The organism is Streptomyces sp. NPDC046308 (assembly GCF_055588065.1).
Genome location: NZ_JBVJFB010000002.1, coordinates 917,185 through 937,500 on the forward strand (window position 1 = coordinate 917,185; position 20,316 = coordinate 937,500).

General features: G+C 72.3%; 15 protein-coding genes. 4 read left to right on the forward strand and 11 right to left on the reverse strand.

Translation table 11 applies throughout. The features are described 5' to 3' along the window. Nucleotides 1-43: 43 nt before the first annotated feature. The 6 genes from ACZ6JT_RS11565 to ACZ6JT_RS11590 all read right to left on the reverse strand — a co-directional run bounded on the left by ACZ6JT_RS11565 (nucleotide 44) and on the right by ACZ6JT_RS11590 (nucleotide 9,888). The gene (locus ACZ6JT_RS11565; protein ID WP_469209230.1) at nucleotides 44-2,461 is read right to left on the reverse strand and encodes a galactose oxidase-like domain-containing protein; all 2,418 of its coding nucleotides are present in this window, start codon (nucleotides 2,459-2,461) and stop codon (nucleotides 44-46) included. Nucleotides 2,462-2,484: 23 nt separating this feature from the next. Then, a complete protein-coding gene (locus ACZ6JT_RS11570) occupies nucleotides 2,485-3,705 on the reverse strand; it encodes a glycosyltransferase (RefSeq protein WP_469209231.1) in 1,221 nt (406 codons plus the stop codon). A 6-nt stretch (nucleotides 3,706-3,711) separates the two neighbouring features. Continuing rightward, a complete protein-coding gene (locus ACZ6JT_RS11575) occupies nucleotides 3,712-5,412 on the reverse strand; it encodes an ArnT family glycosyltransferase (RefSeq protein WP_469209232.1) in 1,701 nt (566 codons plus the stop codon). Continuing rightward, entirely contained in the window at nucleotides 5,409-6,788 is a 1,380-nt protein-coding gene (locus ACZ6JT_RS11580; protein ID WP_469209233.1) for a glycosyltransferase, read from the reverse strand. Before ACZ6JT_RS11580 ends, ACZ6JT_RS11575 begins: the two co-directional genes overlap by 4 nt. Nucleotides 6,789-7,044: 256 nt before the next feature. After that, entirely contained in the window at nucleotides 7,045-9,099 is a 2,055-nt protein-coding gene (locus ACZ6JT_RS11585; RefSeq protein ID WP_469209234.1) for a thioredoxin domain-containing protein, read from the reverse strand. Nucleotides 9,100-9,126: 27 nt separating this feature from the next. After that, on the reverse strand, nucleotides 9,127-9,888 hold the full coding sequence (locus ACZ6JT_RS11590; RefSeq protein WP_469209235.1) for a DUF4344 domain-containing metallopeptidase: 762 nt from the start codon (nucleotides 9,886-9,888) through the stop codon (nucleotides 9,127-9,129). Between the two features lie 168 nt (nucleotides 9,889-10,056). Between ACZ6JT_RS11590 and ACZ6JT_RS11595 the strand changes: the two genes are divergently transcribed. Beyond that, nucleotides 10,057-13,407, forward strand: coding sequence for a tetratricopeptide repeat protein (locus tag ACZ6JT_RS11595; protein WP_469209236.1), 3,351 nt, complete (start codon nucleotides 10,057-10,059; stop codon nucleotides 13,405-13,407). A gap of 413 nt (nucleotides 13,408-13,820) precedes the next feature. Here ACZ6JT_RS11595 and ACZ6JT_RS11600 read toward each other — a convergent pair whose 3' ends face one another. Together ACZ6JT_RS11600 and mca are read right to left on the reverse strand one after the other, a co-directional pair. Beyond that, nucleotides 13,821-14,057, reverse strand: coding sequence for a hypothetical protein (locus ACZ6JT_RS11600; RefSeq protein WP_469209237.1), 237 nt, complete (start codon nucleotides 14,055-14,057; stop codon nucleotides 13,821-13,823). A 2-nt stretch (nucleotides 14,058-14,059) separates the two neighbouring features. Then, nucleotides 14,060-14,941 (reverse strand): mycothiol conjugate amidase Mca, encoded by an 882-nt coding sequence (gene mca, locus ACZ6JT_RS11605; RefSeq protein ID WP_469209238.1) that lies wholly within the window; start codon nucleotides 14,939-14,941, stop codon nucleotides 14,060-14,062. Nucleotides 14,942-15,047: 106 nt separating this feature from the next. Here mca and ACZ6JT_RS11610 point away from each other — a divergent pair, with 106 nt between their 5' ends. Both ACZ6JT_RS11610 and greA read left to right on the forward strand, forming a co-directional pair. Then, nucleotides 15,048-15,461, forward strand: coding sequence for a DUF4307 domain-containing protein (locus tag ACZ6JT_RS11610; RefSeq protein ID WP_365483644.1), 414 nt, complete (start codon nucleotides 15,048-15,050; stop codon nucleotides 15,459-15,461). A gap of 128 nt (nucleotides 15,462-15,589) precedes the next feature. Beyond that, nucleotides 15,590-16,087: a transcription elongation factor GreA gene (greA, locus tag ACZ6JT_RS11615; protein WP_030009952.1), complete on the forward strand. Its 498-nt coding sequence runs from the start codon at nucleotides 15,590-15,592 to the stop codon at nucleotides 16,085-16,087. 133 nt (nucleotides 16,088-16,220) lie between these two features. Here greA and ACZ6JT_RS11620 read toward each other — a convergent pair whose 3' ends face one another. The 3 genes from ACZ6JT_RS11620 to ilvA all read right to left on the reverse strand — a co-directional run bounded on the left by ACZ6JT_RS11620 (nucleotide 16,221) and on the right by ilvA (nucleotide 19,462). Continuing rightward, nucleotides 16,221-17,078, reverse strand: coding sequence for an ABC transporter permease (locus ACZ6JT_RS11620; protein WP_469209239.1), 858 nt, complete (start codon nucleotides 17,076-17,078; stop codon nucleotides 16,221-16,223). Further along, the gene (locus ACZ6JT_RS11625) at nucleotides 17,075-18,097 is read right to left on the reverse strand and encodes an ATP-binding cassette domain-containing protein (RefSeq protein WP_469209240.1); all 1,023 of its coding nucleotides are present in this window, start codon (nucleotides 18,095-18,097) and stop codon (nucleotides 17,075-17,077) included. The genes ACZ6JT_RS11620 and ACZ6JT_RS11625 overlap by 4 nt, the downstream gene beginning before the upstream one ends. 132 nt (nucleotides 18,098-18,229) lie before the next feature. Continuing rightward, nucleotides 18,230-19,462, reverse strand: coding sequence for a threonine ammonia-lyase (gene ilvA, locus ACZ6JT_RS11630; RefSeq protein WP_469209241.1), 1,233 nt, complete (start codon nucleotides 19,460-19,462; stop codon nucleotides 18,230-18,232). A 292-nt stretch (nucleotides 19,463-19,754) separates the two neighbouring features. On the opposite strand from ilvA, the gene ACZ6JT_RS11635 reads away from it, so the two are divergent. Further along, nucleotides 19,755-20,279: a MarR family winged helix-turn-helix transcriptional regulator gene (locus ACZ6JT_RS11635; RefSeq protein ID WP_365483632.1), complete on the forward strand. Its 525-nt coding sequence runs from the start codon at nucleotides 19,755-19,757 to the stop codon at nucleotides 20,277-20,279. Nucleotides 20,280-20,316: the final 37 nt, after the last annotated feature.

A 20,316-nucleotide genomic window follows, 5' to 3' on the forward strand; every position in this document is an offset into this window, starting at 1 on the left:
GGGCCCGGCCGCGAGCGCGCGGCCGGGCCCCTTCCCGTCGGGATCAGCAGGCGTGGCCGTCGCCGTCGGGGTCGAGGCGCAGCGGGTCGCTGCCGTTGACCTTCAGCCGCTTCGGGTACTGGTGGGAGGCCAGCCAGTCACAGCGGGCCTTGGCCGTCTCCTTCACCTCGGCCGGGAAGCGGGTCGGCACGCACACGTTGACCGTCCCGTAGTGCCGGTCGCAGCCCGCCACGCCGGGCGCGACGGGTACGGAGTCCCGCTTGGCCGGGTTCTGCTTGGCCGGCCCGAGCTTGTCCGCGAAGGAGTGCTCGTGCGCGGACGGCTGCTCCTGGGCGGCCGCCAGGGCCGACGGGCCGCCCAGGTGCACCCAGGTGGCGAGGGACGGGACGCCGTTCGCGTCGACCGCGAAGAGCATGTACCAGCCGGGCGGCGCCAGGTTGGGGTTGCTCGTCACGTTGAGGTCGATGTTGTTCCCGTTGACGGTCATCGGCAGGTCCACGAACCGCTGGTTGGGGTCCGAGGAGTGGGTGACCGCCGCCGGACGGATCAGCTCCGCCTTGGCGACCGGGCGGTTGACGGTGATCCGCTGCGTGTCCCCGTACACCCACTGCGTGTCGATCACCGAGGTGATCTGCGGGCGGGCGCCCTTGAACAGGTAGGGCGGGGTGTAGATCGACACGTTGTGGTTGTAGGTGCCGTTGCCCGGGTTGTCGCCGACCGACATGACCCGGCCGTCCGGCATCAGGAACGACGCCGAGTGGTAGGTCCGCGGGATCGGGTCGGTGGCGAGGCCCGGCTGGTAGGTGTTGGTCGCCGGGTCGAAGAAGGAGGCCTCGAATACGGGGTCCGCCCGGTCGTGCAGGCCGCCGCCGGTCTCCAGCACCTTGCCGTCCGGGAGCAGCACCGCCGACACGTACATCTTGCCCTCGGCGCCGGTCTGCGGCCGCTTGCCCGTGCCCGTGTCGACCAGCCCCTGCGGGAGGTCGGGGCCGGCCGTGTAGCCGGGGCTCGGCTTCTTCAGGTCGATGATGTCGGTGATCCGGTTCGCGGCCGGGTTGGTCTCGTTGTTCCCGCCGCCGATGGTCAGGACCCGCTGGTCCTGCGCCGGGGGCAGCAGTACGCTCGCCGACTCGTCGCGCTGGTCCTTGTTCCGCAGGCCCGGCACGTCGGTGACGGTGTTGGCGGCGTAGTCGTAGACCGAGGCGCCGCTGCCCTGGGTGCCGTTGCCGAAGGTGTGGCTGCCCGAGTAGAAGAGCCGTCCGTCCTGCATGAGGATCATCGACGGGTACAGGCCCCAGTACGACCAGGTCTGGTTGACCTCGTTCATCGGCAGCCACTTGTTCTGCGCCGCCGAGAACTTCTCGGCGGTCACGTTGCCCGTGGAGTCCTCCTTCAGCCCGCCGAAGGAGATCACGTCACCATTGCCGAGGACCGTCGCCGACGGGTACCAGTGCCCGCCGTTCATGTCGTTCGTCTTCGTGTAGGCCTCGGTCACCGGGTCGAAGACGTAGCTGTCCTTCAGCCCCTGGTAGCCGATCCTGCCGTCGGCGGACGGGTACCCCTTGTTGCCGCTCATCACCAGCACCCGGCCGTCCGACAGTTGCACGTGGCCCGCGCAGAACATGTCCACCGGCGTCGGGATCGTCTTGAAGGTGCCGTTCGCCGGGTTGTAGACGGCCGAGGTGAAGGTGCCCGCGTTGAACTGGGCGATGTCGTTGCCCGACCCGGCGATCAGCAGCACCTTGCCGTTCTTCAACACGACGGCGTGCATCGAACGCACCGGATTCTTGGCCGGGATCACCTCCCATTTGCCCTTGGCGCACTCCTCCGCCGTGCCCGAACAGGTGGGCTGCGGCGGCACCGCGCCCACCTCCTCCAGCGCGTAGTCGTCGGTGGTGAGCGTGCCCACCCCGTAGACCGACAGCCCCCACGCGATCTTGTCGGTGCCCGGCGGCACCGCCGGCGTACGGACCTCCGTACGCGCCCAGGCGGCGCTGACCGGCGGATTCTGCAGGTCGGTCCAGTACTGCCAGGTCCCGGTCGCGGCCTCCCGCCGGAACACCGTCACCGACACGTCCGGGGTGTCCGACTTGTACCAGGCCGACAGGTCGTACTGCCTCCCCGGCGTGACGGTCGGGGCGCAGGTGCTGTTCTCGGTGACCAGGGCCTTGCGGTCGCCGTCCACGCGGCGCGTGAGGGAGACCTTCATCGCCTTCGTGCCGGTGTGCGCCTGGGCCACGGTGGCGAAGGTGAAGTCGTTGTCGCCCCAGCCGGACTTCGACCAGCAGGACGGCATGTCGGCGCCGGCCGGGCCGGCCGTCTCGAAGCCGGGGTTGGAGAGCAGATTGGGCGGACCGGCCGTGGCCTGCTGCGGTGCGGTGAGCAGCAGGCCCGCGGTCATCGCCCCGACGGCGAGCAGGGCGGCCCGCCGCCCGGACCTCCGCCGGATCGTCAGACGCATCGAAAGGATCCCTTCTGTGCGGCTCAACTCCTGGAGTGGCGACCCGCCTCGGGCGGGGCGCCGGGGGTGCTCGGGGTACGCGGCGCACGCGACCTGCGCGGCAGATAGACGAGGGCCTCGGTGGCCGCGAACCGCAGGACGAAGGTGGTGACCAGCGCGAGCGCCGTCGCCGCCAGCACCTCCATCCCGAACCGCGCGACGAACACCGCGATCAACGGGATGCGCAGCAGCAGATCGGCATTGGCCAGCAGGGCGAACCGCCCCACCCGGTCCGCCCAGTGCCGGTGCCGGCGCCGGTCGCGGAAGAGCAGGGACTCGATGAGGAGGAAGTTCCACAGCACCCCCGCCTGGTTGGCGACGATCTCGGCGGGGAGGTAGTGCATCCCGGCGTGCGTGAGCAGCCAGAGCGCGGCCAGGTTCGGGACGAAACCGGAGAGCCCGATCAGCCCGAAACCGATCATGCGGGCCAGCGGGGTCGCGGAGCGCAGCGAGGCGAGATGGGCGAGGAAGCGCATGCCCTCGCGGGCCGTGGACTTGGACTCCCCCGAGAAGCGGTCCTGGAAGACGAACGGCACCTCGGCGACCCGGCGCGGACGGCAGCGCACCGCCAGCTCCAGCAGGATCTTGTAGCCGAGCGGCTTCAGCGCGTCCGCGGTGACGGCCGAGCGGCGCATCGCGAAGAAGCCGCTCATCGGGTCGCTGATCCCGCGCAGCGCCCGCGGGAAGAGCCCCTTGGTCAGCCAGGTCGCCCCGCGGGAGACGGCGATCCGGTAGCTCCCGGCGAGTCCGGCCCGGCTGCCGCCGGCGATGTAGCGGGAGGCGACGACCAGGTCGGCGCCGGTGCGCTCGCCCTCGCCGACGAGCTCGGGCACCAGGTGGGGCGGGTGCTGGAGATCGGCGTCCATGACGACGATCCAGTCGGTGTCCGCCCGCTTCACCCCCTCGACGACGGCGCCGCCGAGGCCGCCCTCGGCCACCTCCCGGTGCAGGACGGAGACCGGGAACGGATGGTCGGCGGCGGCCTTCTCGATGACGGCGGGGGTGTCGTCCGTGGAGTCGTCCACGAACAGCACGGCGCAGGGCAGGTGGTCGGGGAGCGCGTCACCGAGGCGGCGCAGCAACTCGGCCACGTTCCCCGACTCGTTGAAGGTGGGGACGATGAGGGTGACGCTGCCGGTCAAAGCCTGCGGAGCGGCAAGCTCCGCATCGATCGGGGCATGGAGGGACCACAGGTCCTCGCTCATGGTGACTCAGCTCCCACTCGTGCGGTCGGCGCGGTCGGTGCGGTCGGCGCGGTCGGCGCGGTCGGTCCGGCGGATCTCGATGCGGTCCTCGCCCGACCCGAAGACGGCCACCACGCTCGAATGCTCCAGCGCGGCCTTCACCGTGGGCAGGTCCACCGCGTCGCGGCGCACGGTGGGCGAGGAGACCACGTAGTCGATGTCCTGCCAGCCGCGCGGCAGGGTCTTCGTGACGGCGGGGTCGAGGTCGGCCTTGTAGAACCAGATGGCGCCCGGGCCCGGCTCGAAGCCGTGGTGCACGGCGTCCAGCCACAGCGCGTCGTCGAGCAGGACCCGGGTCCGCGCCGGATCCTCGACCTCACGGCCGAGCCAGGCCGCGGCCTGCCGGTACGGGGCGTTCGCGTCGACCGTGAGCGCCGTGCGGTTGCCGTCGTACCAGCGCGGCAGCACGTACACCGCGGCGGACACGGCCAGTACGCCGAGCACCGCCCGGCGCGCCCACACCTGCGCCCTGCCCTCCCCCGGGCCGCGCCGGCGGCGCAGCACGGCGTGCGTGACGCTCGCCGCGCCCCCGGCGAGGACGAGCGCGAGGAACGGCAGCGCCTGGATCACGTACATCGCCGGGAGGTAGCCGGAGGGCCGCATCGCGACGACGGCGAGGATGACGGCGGCCAGCGCCGGGCCGGCCAGCGCCCGGGCGGTGACGGACCAGCGGAAGGTGGCCAGCAACAGGAGGGCGCCGGCCAGGCCGCCGAGGGGCAGGACGGTGTCGTAGTAGAGCCAGGACCGCAGCACGCCGTTCGAGCCGGTTCCGGCGTCGAGGATGAAGCCGGAACCGGGGCGGGACATCTGGTAGGTGATGCCGTCGATCAGCGAGACGTGCCCGGAGCCGGGCAGCAGCTCGCTGTTGAGGAGGGCGTACAACGGGTACGAGAGCCCGATGAGCGCGCAGGCGGTGACGGCTCCGGTGACGGCGAACTTGCGGGTGTCGCGGTGACTGTGGCGCCACATCGTCACCAGCAGCGCCGGCAGCACCACCAGCATCGTCTCCTTGGTCAGGACGGCGGTGGCGGCCGCCAGCCCGGAACCGAAGTGGTGCCACAGGTGCCGGCTCGGGGACGCGGCGAGGCAGAAGGCCAGCAGCATCCACATCACGGCCAGGTTGTCGAGGAAGATCTCACGCTGGAGGACGACGGAGAGCGGCGACAGACCGAAGAGCGCCATCGCCAGCCCGGCCGCCCAGCGCGGCAGCCACAGCCGGCGCGCGAGGACGTACATCAGCACGGAACCGGCGGCGGAGACGGCGAGCATCGAGAACCGCATCGGCGCGACGGTCATCCAGTCGGGCACGAAGAGGGACGGCAGGTACGTCAGGCCCGCGACCTGGATCCAGCCGAGCGGCGGATGGTCGTACCAGTACGTGTAGTGGGCGAGGCCGTCGCCCTGCTGGACGGCCCACGCCTGGGCGAGGTAGGTGCCCTCGTCGTCGCTCAGCGTCGGGAAGTGGGTGATGTTCCACCCCTGGACGAGCAGGATCACCAGGAGCAGCGCCCCGCACAGCAGCAGGTCGGGGCGGGAGGAACGGAACCGCACGAGCGGCCGGACGGGGGCGGCGGGGCGGACGCCGAGCCCTCCGGCGGGGCCGCGCTGGGCGGGGACGGTGGCGGTCTCGGGCTGGGGATCAGTGGCCGTGGGCAGGGTGGCGGTCACTGGCGGCTGTCCTCTCGGATCGCGGCGGAGGCGGAGGCGGGGACCGCGGCGGTGGCGGTAGCGGCGGTCGCGGGGCCGGCGGCGGTGGCGGGGCCCGCGGCGGTGGCGGTCGCGGGGCCTGCGGCGGTCGTGGTCGCGCCCGTCAGGTGGGCCCCGGTGTGGCTCGTCAGCTCCCACTCGTTGCGGCCGCGCTGCTCGCGCCAGACCGCGCGGATCGCGGCGCCCGCCAGCATCACCTGGTAGAACGGGCCGCCGACGACGAGCTTGACGTAGTGCACGAAGCGGACGCGCAGGCCGTACTGCCGGCCGAAGTCGTGCAGGCCGACGATCTCGAAGACGAAGGTCACCAGCGCCGTGATCATGGGGAGGAAGGTGATGATCGCGATCCCGACCGGCACGTCGAGGAAGACCGCGACGGCGAAGTTCAGCGGGATGATCACACCCGACGCGGCCTGCATGAACGGCGTCATCAGCGTGTAGCGGGCCAGCCAGCGCTGACCGCGCCCCGGCAGCTGCTGCCAGTCCTTCTTCCGGTAGACCTGGAGAAACCCCTGGTTCCAGCGGGTGCGCTGCTTGAGCAGGCTCACCAGCGAGCCGGGCGTCTCCTCGCGGGTCACCATGTCGGAGTCGTACGCGACGACCACCTTCTTCCCGACCGACGACAGCCGCACCCCGAGGTCGCAGTCCTCGGCGAGGCAGTCCTGGTCCCAGCCGCCGGCCTCGCGCAGCACCTCGGTGCGGACGAAGACGGTGTTGCCGCCGAGCGGGATGAAGCCCTTCTCGGCGTGCAGGTGCAGCCGGGAGCGGAACCAGAAGAAGTACTCCAGGCAGTTGCGCAGGCTGTACCAGCTGGAATGGAAGTTGATGAGTTGGACCCCGCCCTGGACCACGTCGGCGCCGGTGGAGCGGAAGGCGTGGTCGACGTGGGCGAGGAGTTCGGGATGGACCTGGTCCTCGGCGTCGAAGACCCCGACGATGTCGCCGCGGCAGGACGGCAGGGCGGTGTTGAGGGCCTTCGGCTTGTTCTTCGTCTCGTGGTGGTCCACGACGACCCGTACGCGGGCCGGCTCGCGGGCGGCGGCCCGTTCGGCGACGGCGGCGGTCTCGGGGTCGTCGTGCCCGACGATCACGATGATCTCGTAGTCGGTGTGGCTCGACTCCAGGAGCCGGGCGATGGTGTGCTCCAGCACCGCATGCTCGTGGCGGGCCGGCAGCAGCAGCGAGAAGGCCAGACGGCCCTCCCCGTCGGGACGGTCGAAGCGGGTGGAGGCGAGCACCTCCGGGGTCCGCCACGCGTGCATCTGCCACCAGAGCGTGAACGCGGCCATCCAGAAGAGCGCCAGCGAAATGACAACAATGAACACAGACGTGTACAAAATGCCCCCCACAGACCCGCCGCCCCCCGGCGGCGATCAGCGAACCCCCCGGGAGCACACGACGGGCCCCCCGGCCCGCCGCTCCCGCTTCCCCCTTGCGCGCACCCCCCAGTGCGCCATCCGGTGACTCCCGAACGGAGCGACTCACGAACGACACGAGACTAGGCAGTGAACATGACAGTCAGGAGCAGCGCAGATAAATAGCACGTTTCTGAACTGATGTATGACAACCGGAATTGACGGTACTCCGGCCGCTTCAGGGACGAACCGTGCCCAACTGCTCGGCCAGCTCGACCGCTTCCGTCGTAGGCCGCGCGCAGACGAAATGTCGACACACATACGCCGTCGGAAGGTCGCGTACGAGTGTGCGCTCGGCAAGAAGGGGGAACTCACCCCCGCTGCCGTCCGCCGCACGCGGCAGACCCACCGCCACCACCGCACCAGGAGCCGTCCCCAGCAACGCCGTCCGGTGCAGCACCGCCAGCGAGGGATCATCCGGATGGCCGACGACCGCCACCTCGCGCGGCCCGTCCAGCAGCGCCTCGGCGACCGACAGCCCGTGCCCGATGAAACGCGGCACGCGCGGACCGAGCGCGTGCACCACCCCGAGCGCCCGCTCGGCCGCCGTCCGGTGCGCCTGCGACCCGGTGTGCGCGGCGTACGAGAGCAGCGCGCCCGCGGCGGCCGTCCAGCCGGACGGGGCGGCCGTGTCCGTCGGATCCTGCGGCCGCCGGATGAGCGGCTCCGCGTCGTGCGCCGTGTCGTACAACGACCCGTCCTCGGCGGTGAACTGGTCCAGCACCAGGTCGAGGAGGAACCCGGCGAACTCCAGCCAGACGCCCTCGCCCGTCACGGACGCCAGCGCGAGGAAACCCTCCGCGACGTCGCCGTAGTCCTCCAGCACCCCCGCGTTCGGCCCGACCCGACCGTCCTTGCTGGTCCGGGCGAGCCGGGCCTTGCCGTCCATGTGCAGGCGCACCAGCAGATCGGCGGCCTCGGTCGCCCGCTCCACCAGGTCCGGCCGCTCGAAGTACGCCCCGCACTCGGCGAGCGCGGCGATCGCCAGCCCGTTCCACGCGGCGACGATCTTGTCGTCACGGCCGGGCGCCGGCCGCCCGCCGCGCTCCGCCAGCAGCCGCTCCTTGATGCCGGCGAGCCGGCCCGCCTCCACCTCGGGCCCGTCCTTCGGCAGCTGCAGCACGGACTTCCCGTGCTCGAAGGTGCCCTCCTGCGTCACCCCGAAACAGGCGGCGGCCAGGTCCCCGTCGTCCTCCCCCAGCACCTCCCGCAGCTGCGCGGGCGTCCAGGCGTAGTACGCGCCCTCCACGTGCGCGCCGCTGACCGGGTCCTCGCTGTCGGCGTCGAGCGCCGAGGCGAAGCCGCCCTGGTCGGTGCGCAGCTCGCGGACCATGAAGTCGGCGGTCTCCAGGGCGACCCGGCGCGCCAGGTCCGACCCGGTGGCCCGCCACAGGTGCGCGTAGACCCGGCAGAGCAGCGCGTTGTCGTACAGCATCTTCTCGAAGTGCGGGACGACCCACTCCCGGTCCACCGAGTACCGCGCGAACCCGCCGCCGAGCTGGTCGTAGATCCCACCCCGGGCCATGGCCTCGCACGTGTCGGCGGCCATCTGCAGCGCACCCTCGGCCCCGGTACGGGCGTGGTGGCGCAGCAGGAACTCCAGCACCATGGACGCCGGGAACTTCGGCGCCCCGCCGAACCCGCCGCGCACGGCGTCGTACTCCCGCGTCAGCCCGAGCAGCGCCTGCGCGAGCTCCTCGGGCCCGGGGGTGCCGGCCTTCCCGTAGTCCAGCTCCCGCCCGGCCAGGTCCCGTACGATCCGCTGCGCGACCTCGGCAACCTCCTCGCGCCGCCCCACCCAGGCGGTCCGCACGCCTTCGAGCACCTGCATGAAGGAGGGCATCCCGTGCCGGGGCTCGGGCGGGAAGTAGGTCCCGAAGTAGAACGGCTCGGCGTCGGCGGTGAGGAAGACGGTCATCGGCCACCCACCCTGCCCGGTGGCGGCCTGCACGGCCTCCATGTAGACGGCGTCGACATCGGGCCGCTCCTCGCGGTCCACCTTGATGTTGACGAAGTGCTCGTTCATGTAGGCGGCGGCCAGTTCGTCCTCAAAGGACTCGTGCGCCATCACGTGGCACCAGTGGCAACTGCTGTAGCCGACGCTCAGGAGGACGGGCACCCCGCGTTCGCGTGCCTCCGCAAAGGCCTCGGGCGACCACGGCCACCAGTCGACGGGATTGTCGGCATGCTGGAGCAGGTACGGCGAGGTCTCGTTCGCGAGGCGATTCGGCATGATCCCATCCTGCCGCACGGGATCCGGTCACCGCCGCAGGACCGGCGCCAGGTCGCGCATCCAGGCGTCGCGGGTGCGGGGCCAGGTGGTGGAGCAGGGGGCGCGGGACGGGGCGGCGAGGGTGGGGTGGCGGGTGGGGGCCTCGGCGTGGACGGCGCAGCGGTGGGCTTCGGCGCGGGTGGCGTTCGGGGCGTGTTCGTCCTCGGGGTCCGGTTCGGGGTCGGCGGCTGCCGCGAGGTCGTAGGCGCGGGCGGCGGTGAGGAGGGTCTTCTCGCCCTCGGGGCCGGCGCGCAGCAGCATGAGCCGGGCGAAGTCGTCGGCGGCGTCCTCCTCGGCGCGGGCCCCGTTGTCCGGGAGGTCCAGCGCGTGCACGAGCGCGTGGCCGGCCTCGTGGTAGAGCGTCTCGCGGACGACCTCGGCGAGTTGGTCGTCCGCTGCGGGGGAGCCGGTCTGCTCGAACAGGGCGCGTTCCTCGGCCAGGTCGTCGTAGCAGAGCTCGATGCGGTGTGCGGCCGGGTCGTAGCCGGTGCCCTCGCCGGAGCAGGAGCGGGCGACGACGGTGACGCCGTGGGGAAGGGTGAGGTAGGCGTTGAGGTCCGCGAGTACGGGGGCGGCGACGGCCCGGTCCCGGAGGAAGCGGTGTGCGGTGCGGTCCGGGGCGGCCGGTGGTTCGTAGCGGAGCGCGAAGCCGTCCGCTGGTTTTGGTGCCGGCTGTGGCGACAGGCATCCGGTCGTCGCCGGGAGCAGCGCGGCAGCGCACAGCGTCAGGGTTCCCCACCGTCTGGTCATCGGGGCAGCCTACGAGTGCGCGAGCCCTCTCGAGGGTCCCGGCGATCGTCAATTGTGGTCTCTTGCAATCCAGTTAGCTCTGATCTCGCTCAGATTCCCTCGCGTTCACGTCCCTCGCGCACGACACTTGGGACTCGACTCGACCGGAGCTCTCTGAGGGGGATGCCGATGCGGGACAGTCATCGAGGTGAGGCCGAGCAGTTGCTGGCGCGGGCCGTGGACGAGGCGGCTCGGCAGGCGGGGGGTTCGGCGGTGGACAGAGCGGCGCTGCTGGCGCGGGGCAGGGAGGCCCTGGACGCGCTCGCCGCGAGTGCCGCCCCCGAGTACGAGGCGTACGTACGGGCCCTGGACGAGGCGGCGGCCGGGGATGAGTCGCTCGGTGAGGCCTTCCGGCGCGGCAACACCTCGACGGCGGCGCTCGTGACGGCGGTCGCCGCGGCCGCCGCCGTCGGGGCGGACCTGTCGTTCGGCGTCGCGGCCGGCACGGCCCTGACGGTCGGCGCCGTCGTGGGCATCGCGGGGGCGGTGGCGACGGTCGCGAAGGTGACGGCGCTTCACCTGCCCGCCGCGAACCGTCGGGCCGGCGAACTGGGGCGGCCCGGCGGGCCGGAGCAGCTGAGGCTGCAGTGGCTGTCGGCGCTGGAGGTACGCGGGATACGCCCCTTCCTGGAGCAGCAGCGCGCGGTGGCCGCGGCGGCGCGGGCGACGCGGCCGGTGGCCCGGCCCGCGGCCCTGACCGCTCCGCTGCGCGGTACGGACCGCAGCGCGGAGGCCCGGCGGCGCAGTGTGCTGGAGCAGTCGTTCGGGCAACTCCCGGACCCGTCGGGCGTGTTCGTGGGCCGGCGCGCCGAGCTGACGCGGATCGCGCAGTGGGTGCGGGCGGCGCGGGCCAGTACGGAGACCCGCCCGGTGGTCGTGGTGCTGCACGGCGAGCCGGGAGTGGGCCGTACGGCGCTGGCGCTGCGGGCGGCGCACGCGGTGCGGGACCAGTTCCGGGGCGCGTGCGTGGTGGACCTGCGGGGCGGGTCCGCCGTCGGGGATCCCGGGGAGGCGCCGCTGTCGACGCGGGAGGCGCTGCTGCACCTGATGAACCGGCTGGGGGCGCCGCGCGAGCAGTTGCTGTTCCGGGAGGGTGCCTCGGCGGAGCAGCAGGTACGGCGTCTGGGCGAGCTGTACCACCAGCACCTCCAGGGGCTGCCGGTGACGGTGCTGCTGGACGACGCGGTGGACGCGGCGCAGGTGCGGGTGCTGGTTCCGGAGCGCTCGGAGAGCCTGGTGCTGGTGACGGCGCGGGAGCCGCTGGAGCTGCCGGCGGACCTGGCGGCGTGGGTGTACCAGCTGCCGGTGGAGCGGCTGGCGGCGGACGAGGCGGCGGAGCTGGTGGGGGCGGGCGGGGCTGCCGGGACGGCGGGCGCGGTCGGCGCGGTCGGGACGGCGGGCGCGGTCGGCGCGGTCGGCGCGGGGGCCGACGGCACGGCCGGGTCCGACGCCGGAGCCGGGGCTGACGCCGGCGCCGGAGCCGCGGCCCGTGCCGCCGCTGCCGTGGTGGAGCTCAGCGGCGGGCTCCCGCTCGCCCTGCGCATGCTGGCCCCGCTGGTCCGCGACGGCACGGTCCCCGCGGCGGACGGCGCCGCGCACCCGGTGGAGGCCGCCCTGCGCGCCGCCGACGCCCGTCTCGCCGAGCCCGCGCGGGAGCTGCTGCGGCGCCTGCCCCTGGCCGGGCGGGCCTCCCTGGGCGGTGCGGCGGCGGCCGCGCTGGCCGACGTACCGGAGCAGGCGGCGCTGCGGACGCTGGAGGAGCTGTGGGAGGCCGGGCTGATCGAGCGGGTGCGCGGCCAGCGGTTCCGGATGCACGACGCGGTGCGCGCGTACGCGGCGCGGCGCTCGGCGGCGGACGGGGACCGGGCGGGGGCCGCGGCGGCGCACGAGCGGTTGATCCGCAACTACGCGCAGCTCGCGGACTCGGTGATCCGGATGGTCGACGGGAAGATGTCGACGCGGGCGAACCAGTTCGGCGGCCACGGCTTCGTGTCGCTGGACGCGGCGCTGCGCTGGCTGGACGACGAGTCGAGCTTCATCACGGCGGCGCTGCGGCATTCGGAGGGCGTGGACCAGCAGGCGGTGCTCGACCTGCTCGGCGCGCTGTGCGACTTCTGCCTGCTGCGCGGCGACCTGTACCGGCTCGGTGAGATCGACGAGCTCACCCAGGCCGTGGAGGCGGGTCGGAAGGAGCTGGAGGGGCTGGAGGGGCAGGCGGGGCAGCAGGGGAGGCTGGTGCGGTCGGTGCAGTGGCGTACGGGTATCGCGGCGCGGCAGCTGGGCGAGCTGGACAAGGCGCGCACGACGCTGGCGTCGGTGGTGGACCAGTACATGGAGGCCCATCAGGAGGCGGGGGCGGCGATGGCGCTGGTCTCGCTGGGCATCACCCTGCACCACCAGGGAAATCTTCCCGAGGCCGCGGCCCGCATCCGTGAGGCGCTCGTGCTCCAGGAGCCGCCGGAGCTGGCGGGCGACCGGGCCTGGGGCCTGCACGCGCTCGCGGCGGTGGAGCGGGACCTGGCGCACCTGGCGGAGGCGACGCGGCTGCTGGAGGTCTCGCTGGCCCTGCACCGGGAGAGCGAGAGCGTGCACGGCGAGGCGTGGGCGCACTTCCAGCTGGGGCAGGTGCACCTGCGGTACGGGGACGTGGGGCGGGCGGAGGAGGAGCTGCGGCTCGCCCTCGACCTGTACGGGCGTACGCGCGACGACCGCGGCGAGGCGTGGGCGCTGACCCAGCTGGGGCGGGCCCGGGTGGTGGACGGGGATCCGGGGCCTGCGGTGGAACGGCTGCGGGAGGCGCTGGCCCGGCACCGGGAGGCGGAGGACGCGCGCGGCGAGGCGTGGACCCAGTACTACCTCGGGCAGGCGCTGGAGGAGGGCGGCGGGCGCGACGAGGCGGTACGGGAGCTGGAGCGGGCGCGGACCATGTTCTCGCGGATGCGGGACGTGTACGGGCTGGCGCACGCCCGCCACCACTCGGGCCGGGTGACCCGCGACCAGCGCGCGGCGCAGACGGGCAACCTGCGCAACTCCGGCTTCGCCCGTCAGCTGCTGGTGGACGCGCGGGCGGACTTCCGGCGGATCGGGCTGGCCCACGGCGAGGCGTGGACGTGCCTGGAGCTGGCGGTGATCGACGCGGGCAACGGGCGGCTGTCGCAGGCGCTGGGCCTGTGCGAGGAGGCGGTGCGGCTGTTCATCTCGTACGGGGACCGGCGCGGGGAGGACTGGGGCCGTTTCCTGCGGTGCACGATGCTGCCGTACGCGGTGCCGGGCGCCCCGGAGGAGGCGCGGGCGGAGCTGGCCCGGCTGGCGCAGTCGGCGCATCCGGCGCGGGACGGCCGGCTGGAGGACTGCCTGGAGACGTACGGGGTGGTCCTGGGCCGTGGCGTGGACCCGTCGGAGGGCTGGCAGGCCTGGCGCCTCGGCCTGGTCCCGAACCTCCACTCGCGCGAGATCATGGGCGTCCCGCCGGCGGCGTGACCGCCGGTTGCCTCCGGCGGGTCGGCGGGGGCGGGGCCGGTTGGCTGCGCCGCTCGGGCCGAGCACCGGGGGGCCGGTCGGGCCGGGGCCGGGCGCGCGCCGGGGCGTCTCCTCGGGCGCCGAACGTGTCGGGGGGTCGGAGGGACCGGGCACCTTGGGTTCGACGCCCTGCGGGGGTCACCCCGGCACACACCCGACCCCGTCCCCACCGGCACGTTCAGCCCCGGTACACACCTCACCCCGGCCCAACCGGCACGTTCAGCCCCGCAGCACGATCCGGCCCCTCCGGCGTGTGAGCAGGGGTCCCCGGACGGAGTCCGGGGGAGGACCTGGGGCGGAGTCCCAGCAGCGGCGCCGCGCGTCGGGACCGCTGCGAACCGGCCGGCCAGGCCAAGGGCACGGCTGGAGACGGGCTACGCCCGGGAGGGGTCCTCGCCCGGGGCGGTGGCCGAGGGGGCCGCCGGGTCGGGGGCCTCCTGGAAGTTCACCCGGCCCATGTGCCGGTTCATCGACTTCATCAGGGCCCACACCCCCAGGGCGAGGGCCGCGAACACGATGAACCCCAGGATGCCGGGCGTCACCTTGTTCTTGTCGAAGGTGTCACCCGCCAGGGGGAGGAGCTGGGTCAGTGCTGCCTGCGTAGCGCTCATGGCTACGCATTCTCCCGGATGCCCGCGAAGAGGTCGGACTCGGGGAGGGAAGTGTCGACGAGCGACTTCGCGAGCTCGTACTCCTCGGTGGGCCAGACCTCCTTCTGGACGTCCATCGGGACGCGGAACCAGCCGCCGTCCGGGTCGATCTGCGTGGCGTGCGCGATGAGCGCCTTGTCACGGATCTCGAAGAAGTCGGCGCACGGCACGTGGGTGGTGAGGGTCCGCTCCTTGCGCTCGAACTCCTTCCACCGCTCCAGCCACTCGCCGTAGGGGGACTCCATGCCGCGGGCGAGCAGCGCCTCGTGCAGGGCGATGGTGCGCGGCTTGTTGAAGCCCTGGTTGTAGTAGAGCTTCTGCGGCTGGTAGGCGGGGCCGAACTCGCCCTCGGGGTACTTCTCGGTGTCGGCCGCGCCGTCGAAGGCCACCATCGTGATCTTGTGGGTCATGATGTGGTCGGGGTGCGGGTAGCCGCCGTTCTCGTCGTACGTGGTGATGACCTGCGGCTTGAAGGCGCGGATCTTCTTCACCAGCTCCCCGGCGGCCTCGTCGACGTCCGCGAGCGCGAAGCACCCCTCGGGCAGCGGCGGCAGCGGGTCACCCTCCGGAAGGCCGGAGTCCACGTAGCCGAGCCACTCCTGCTCGATGCCGAGGATCTCGCGGGCCTCGTCCATCTCCTTGGCGCGTACCTCGTGGATGTTCTCCTCGATGTACTTGTCGCCCTGGAGCTTGGGGTTCAGCACGGAGCCGCGCTCGCCACCGGTGCAGGTGACGACCAGCACCGGAACCCCCTCGGACACGTACTTGGCCATGGTGGCCGCGCCCTTGCTCGACTCGTCGTCGGGGTGGGCGTGGACGGCCATCAGTCGAAGCTGCTCGGTCAAGACAGGATCCTCTGCGATTCGGCGCGACGGTCGGCTTCTATAGTGACCGAACTGGGGGACGGAAAATTCCAGGGGTGCCCACCCTCCCCGCAGAGAGGAAACGATCATGAGCGCGGTGCGCGAGGGACTGCCTGAGGGCCGCTACGGCCGGTCGGCGGACGAGCGTGCGGACCGGAAGCTCAAGATCATCGGGGCGGCGCTGGGCGCCCTGCTGCTGGGTGTGATCGGCTGGATCGGCTGGGACTACATCGCGGGACAGAGCGTGAGCGCCGAAGTGATCAAGTTCCAGGTGATTTCGGACACCGAGGTCAAGGTGCACCTGGAGGTCCGCAAGGAGGCCTCGGTCACCGGGGTCTGCTCCCTGAGCTCGCAGGACAAGGAGCACGGCGAGGTGGGCCGCGCCGACTTCACCTTCGCCCAGCCCGAGAGCCGCGTGGACGAGGTCGTGTCCCTGAAGACGACGAGCCGTGCCACGATGATCGAGCTGGTCGGCTGCCAGCCGGCGGGTTCCGCCCGCTGAGGCTTGACGACGCGGCCGACGGGGCAATGAGCCTCTGGGGTCCTCCCTCTTTTCTTCCCGAATTGTTAGGCTCGTGGTTTCGTCCGCCGCTGGCGGCTTGAAGTCCCCTGTACCGACGAGGAGCACCCGTGACCCAGACGAGCGAAAGCGTCACCTGGCTGACCCAGGCGGCGTACGACCAGCTGAAGGCGGAGCTGGACTACCTCTCTGGTCCTGCCCGCACGGAGATCGCCACGAAGATCGCAGCCGCCCGTGAGGAGGGCGACCTGCGCGAGAACGGTGGCTACCACGCGGCCAAGGAGGAGCAGGGCAAGCAGGAGCTCCGGGTCCGCCAGCTCACGCAGCTCCTGGAGAACGCCAAGGTCGGCACCGCGCCCGCGTCCGACGGCGTCGTCGCCCCCGGCACGCTCGTGAAGATCGCCTTCGACGGCGACGAGGACGACACGATGGAGTTCCTGCTGGCCTCCCGCGAGTACGCGTCCTCGGACTTCGAGACGTACTCCCCCCAGTCCCCGCTGGGCAGCGGCGTGCTGGGCAAGGCGATCGGCGAGGACGCCGAGTACGAGCTGCCGAACGGCAAGAAGGCCTCGGTCAAGATCCTGGACGTCAAGCCCTTCACCGGCTGATCACCCTTGGTCACCTTCTGATTTCCCGCTTCACGTTTTCCGCTTCACGCGACGATGCCCGGCCGGGTTCGGTTCTCCCGGCCGGGCATCGTCGTACCCGCGCACCCTCGTACGCAGGTGTACGCGCGCGGTCCTACGCCGTCGCCGAGCGGTACTTGCGCACCGCGAGGGACCGGAAGACCACGATGATCAGCAGCGACCAGAGCACGGACGCCAGGACCGGGTGCTGCATGGGCCAGGCGTCCGGGACCGGGTAGCCCTCCGGAAGGTTGCCGAAGAGCTCGCGGGCCGCCTGGACGGTCGCGCTGAACGGGTTCCACTCCGCAATGGTCCGCAGGAACGGCGGCATGTTCTCGGAGGGGACGAAGGCGTTCGAGATGAACGTCAGCGGGAAGAGCCAGATCAGCCCGCCCGAGGTGGCCGCCTCCGGGGTGCGGACCGACAGGCCGATCAGGGCGCCGATCCAGGAGAAGGCGTAGCCGAGCAGGAGCAGCAGTGCGAAGCCGGCGAGGACCTCGCCCATGCTGGTGTGGGTGCGCCAGCCGACGAGCAGGGCCACGATCGCCAGGACGAACAGGGTGAGCGTGGTCTGGACGAGGTCGGCGAGGGTGCGGCCGGTGAGGACCGCGCCGCGGGCCATGGGCAGCGAGCGGAAGCGGTCGATCAGGCCCTTGTGCATGTCGTCGGCGATGCCCGCGCCCGCGCCGGCCGTGGCGAAGGTGACGGTCTGCGCGAAGATGCCCGCCATCAGGAACTCGCGGTAGGCGGCGGGCGAGGTGGTGTCGCCGACCATGATCGAGCCGCCGAAGACGTAGCTGAAGAGCACGACGAACATCACCGGCTGGATCACGCCGAAGATGATCATCTCGGGGATCCGCGACATGCGGATGAGGTTCCGCTTGGCGATCACCAGGGAGTCGTTGACGCCCTGGACGATGCCGCCGCGCGGCCGGGGGGCGGTCAGGTCCGTGGCCGGGGAGGTGAGGGTCACTTCGCCGCCTCCTTGCGTGCGGCCTTGCGGCCCTTGGCGTCGGCGGCGGCAGCGCGCTCGCCGTTCTCCTCGGCGATCCGCTCGGCCGCGTGGCCGGTGAGGGAGATGAACACGTCGTCCAGGGTGGGGCGGCGCAGGCCTATGTCGTCGATCTCGATGCCGCGGCCGTCCAGTTCCCGGATGACCTCGGCGAGCAGCTTGGCACCGCCCGACACCGGCACGGTCAGCTTGCGGGTGTGCTCCTCGACGGTGGTCTCGCCCTTGCCGAAGCCGGCCAGCACCTCGCGCGCGGTGGCCATGTGGTCCCGCTCGTGGACGACGACCTCGACGCGCTCGCCACCCGTACGGGCCTTGAGCTGGTCGGAGGTGCCGCGGGCGATGACCTTGCCGTGGTCGACCACGCAGATGTCGTGGGCGAGGTGGTCGGCCTCCTCGAGGTACTGGGTGGTGAGCAGCAGGGTGGTGCCGCCCGCGACCAGTTCCTGGATGATCCCCCACAGCTGCTGGCGGTTGCGGGGGTCGAGGCCGGTGGTGGGCTCGTCCATGAACATGACGGGCGGGCTGACGACGAGGGCGGCCGCGAGGTCGAGTCGCCTGCGCATGCCGCCGGAGTAGGTCTTGGCGGTGCGGTCGGCGGCGTCGGCGAGGTTGAAGCGTTCGAGCAGTTCGTCGGCCCGCGCCTTGGCGGCCTTGGACTTCATCTGGTAGAGTTGGCCGACCATTTGGAGGTTCTCGCGGCCGGTCAGGTACTCGTCGACGGCGGCGAACTGGCCGGAGAGGCCGATGGCCCGGCGGACCTCGTTGGGGTGCTTGAGGACGTCTATGCCGGCGACGACGGCCTTGCCGCTGTCGGGCCGGAGCAGGGTGGTCAGGACGCGTACGGTCGTGGTCTTCCCGGCGCCGTTGGGGCCGAGCAGACCCAGGACGGTGCCTTCGGGGACATCGAGGTCCACGCCGTCCAGAGCCCGTACATCGCCGAAGGTCTTGACCAGACCTTCGGCGTAGATAGCGCCTGGCATATGGATTCTCCCAGTGTGAATCGGGCCAGTAGAATCAAGGATTTCAGGGCTTTTCTACGCAAATCCTATGGGCGCCGGGTGGGTCTCGCCCGGCCGAACGGGTGGTGCCGGCACCCCGACGGCGTCCGCCGTCTAGCTCATCACCTTGTATCCCGCGGCGTGCAGTTTCCGCGCGACCTCCGCGCAGTGCTCCGGGCCCTTCGTCTCCAGGTGCAGCTCCACCTCCACCTCCGTGAGCCCCAGCCGCGGGTCGGTCCGTACGTGGCTCACGTCCAACACGTTCGCATCCACCACTGACAACACCGCCAGGAGCCCGGCCAGGGCCCCGGGGCGGTCGGCCACGCGCAGCCGCAGGGACAGGTAACGGCCGGCCGCCGCCATGCCGTGGCGCAGGATCCGCTGGAGCAGCAGCGGGTCGACGTTGCCACCGGACAGAACGGCCACCACCGGTCCGCCGCCGTACAGTTCGGGCTCGCTCAGCAGGGCCGCGACCGTGCTGCAGCCGGCCGGTTCGACCACCAGCTTCGCCCGTTCCAGGCACAGCAGCAGAGCGCTGGAGAGGGCGTCCTCGGAGACCGTACGCACGTCGTCGAGGAGCTCGCCGATGATGGCGAAGGGGATGTCGCCGGGGCGGCCGACCTTGATGCCGTCCGCCATCGTGACGGGTTCGTCGATCGAGACGGGGTGCCCCATCCTGAGCGAGGGCGGGTACGCGGCCGCGCCCGCGGCCTGCACCCCGATGATCCGCACGTCGGGCCGCAGCGCCTTCACGGCGACGGCGACCCCGGCCGCGAGACCGCCGCCGCCGATCCCGACGAGGATGGTCCGCACCTCGGGGCACTGCTCCAGGATCTCCAGGCCCACCGTGCCCTGGCCCGCGATGATGTCGCGGTGGTCGAAGGGGTGGATGAACACCGCGCCGGTACGGTCCGCGTAGTCCTGGGCGGCGGCGAGGGTCTCGTCGACGACCTGTCCGTGCATGCGCACCTCGGCGCCGTACTCCTGGGTCGCGGCCACCTTCGGCAGCGGCGCCCCGACCGGCATGAACACGGTGGAGCGGACCCCGAGGAGGGAGGAGGCGAGCGCCACGCCCTGCGCGTGGTTGCCCGCGCTGGCCGCGACGACACCGGCGGCCCGCTGCTCCGGACGCAGGCCTGCGATGCGGACGTAGGCACCGCGCAGTTTGAAGGAGCCGGTGCGCTGGAGGTTCTCGCACTTGAGGTGGACCGGGGACCCGGTGAGTGAGGACAGGTGCCGGCTGCCTTCCATCGCGGTGACCCGGGAGACGCCGGAGAGCATCTTCTGAGCCCCCCGGACGTCGTCGAGGATGACCTGCGGGACGGGCTGGGGCACGCGGTAGTTCATGGCGCCAGTCTCGCAGCCCGCGGCCGGGGCGGCTCGGGGCGCAGGGGCCGGCTCCGGAAGTCCTCGGGGACGGGGTCGCCGCAAGCGCCCCGGGCCGGGGTGCGGCGAGCACCGCATCCGCGGGGGCCGCCGGAGACGCTTCGGGAGGGGCGAAATCTCGCCATCTGGGACGTGGGCGGGACGGTCGCGCGGACGGGCCGTATCAGTTCTCGTACGAGGCGTACGGGCCGCCGCACGGCCGCGTACTCTGTCCCCCATCCTTGTCGGACCCACGCGAAGAGAGCCCACGGCCATGCCTTCCACCCCGGCCAATTCCGACCTGCCCGCGGCGGCCGACGCGCCCGCCGGAGGCGGTCTCCTCGACTCGCTCCAGCACCAGGTGGCGGTCTTCGCCCGCCGCGCCGAGCAGACCCGCCTGGGCGGTGTGGGCCAGGCCCGCAACTCGATGGACCGCGCCGCCTACCTGCTGCTGAACCGGCTCGACCTGGAGGGCCCGATGGGCGTCAAGGCGCTCGCCGGCGGCATGGGGATCGACTCCTCCACGGTGACCCGGCAGGTCGCGCCGCTGGTCGACAGCGGCCTGGTCAAGCGGACCTCGCACCCCGAGGACGGGCGGGCCGTGGTGCTCGCGCTGTCCCCCCGGGGGCTGGCGCGGCTGGAGGAGGTCCGCTCCTCGCGGCGCGAGCTGATGGCCCGGGTGACGGAGGGCTGGAGCGAGGACGAGCGGGAGTCCTTCACCGGACTGCTGACGCGCTTCAACCTGTCGCTGTCGGAACTGATGGCGGCCGCCGTGGCCGAAGCCGGCCCGGCCTCCTGAGCGGAGTCCGTCCGTCCTCTTGACCTGGACGGTCCCG

What these genes read in the sequence shown, in the direction of transcription:
- ACZ6JT_RS11585 (WP_469209234.1), bottom strand. Translation starts at nt 9,099, where the DNA reads ATGCCGAATCGCCTCGCGAACGAGACCTCGCCGTACCTGCTCCAGCAT.
- ACZ6JT_RS11570 (WP_469209231.1), bottom strand. Translation starts at nt 3,705, where the DNA reads ATGAGCGAGGACCTGTGGTCCCTCCATGCCCCGATCGATGCGGAGCTT.
- ACZ6JT_RS11600 (WP_469209237.1), bottom strand. Translation starts at nt 14,057, where the DNA reads ATGAGCGCTACGCAGGCAGCACTGACCCAGCTCCTCCCCCTGGCGGGT.
- ilvA (WP_469209241.1), bottom strand. Translation starts at nt 19,462, where the DNA reads ATGAACTACCGCGTGCCCCAGCCCGTCCCGCAGGTCATCCTCGACGAC.
- ACZ6JT_RS11635 (WP_365483632.1), top strand. Translation starts at nt 19,755, where the DNA reads ATGCCTTCCACCCCGGCCAATTCCGACCTGCCCGCGGCGGCCGACGCG.
- ACZ6JT_RS11590 (WP_469209235.1), bottom strand. Translation starts at nt 9,888, where the DNA reads ATGACCAGACGGTGGGGAACCCTGACGCTGTGCGCTGCCGCGCTGCTC.
- ACZ6JT_RS11595 (WP_469209236.1), top strand. Translation starts at nt 10,057, where the DNA reads ATGCGGGACAGTCATCGAGGTGAGGCCGAGCAGTTGCTGGCGCGGGCC.
- ACZ6JT_RS11565 (WP_469209230.1), bottom strand. Translation starts at nt 2,461, where the DNA reads ATGCGTCTGACGATCCGGCGGAGGTCCGGGCGGCGGGCCGCCCTGCTC.
- ACZ6JT_RS11610 (WP_365483644.1), top strand. Translation starts at nt 15,048, where the DNA reads ATGAGCGCGGTGCGCGAGGGACTGCCTGAGGGCCGCTACGGCCGGTCG.
- ACZ6JT_RS11625 (WP_469209240.1), bottom strand. Translation starts at nt 18,097, where the DNA reads ATGCCAGGCGCTATCTACGCCGAAGGTCTGGTCAAGACCTTCGGCGAT.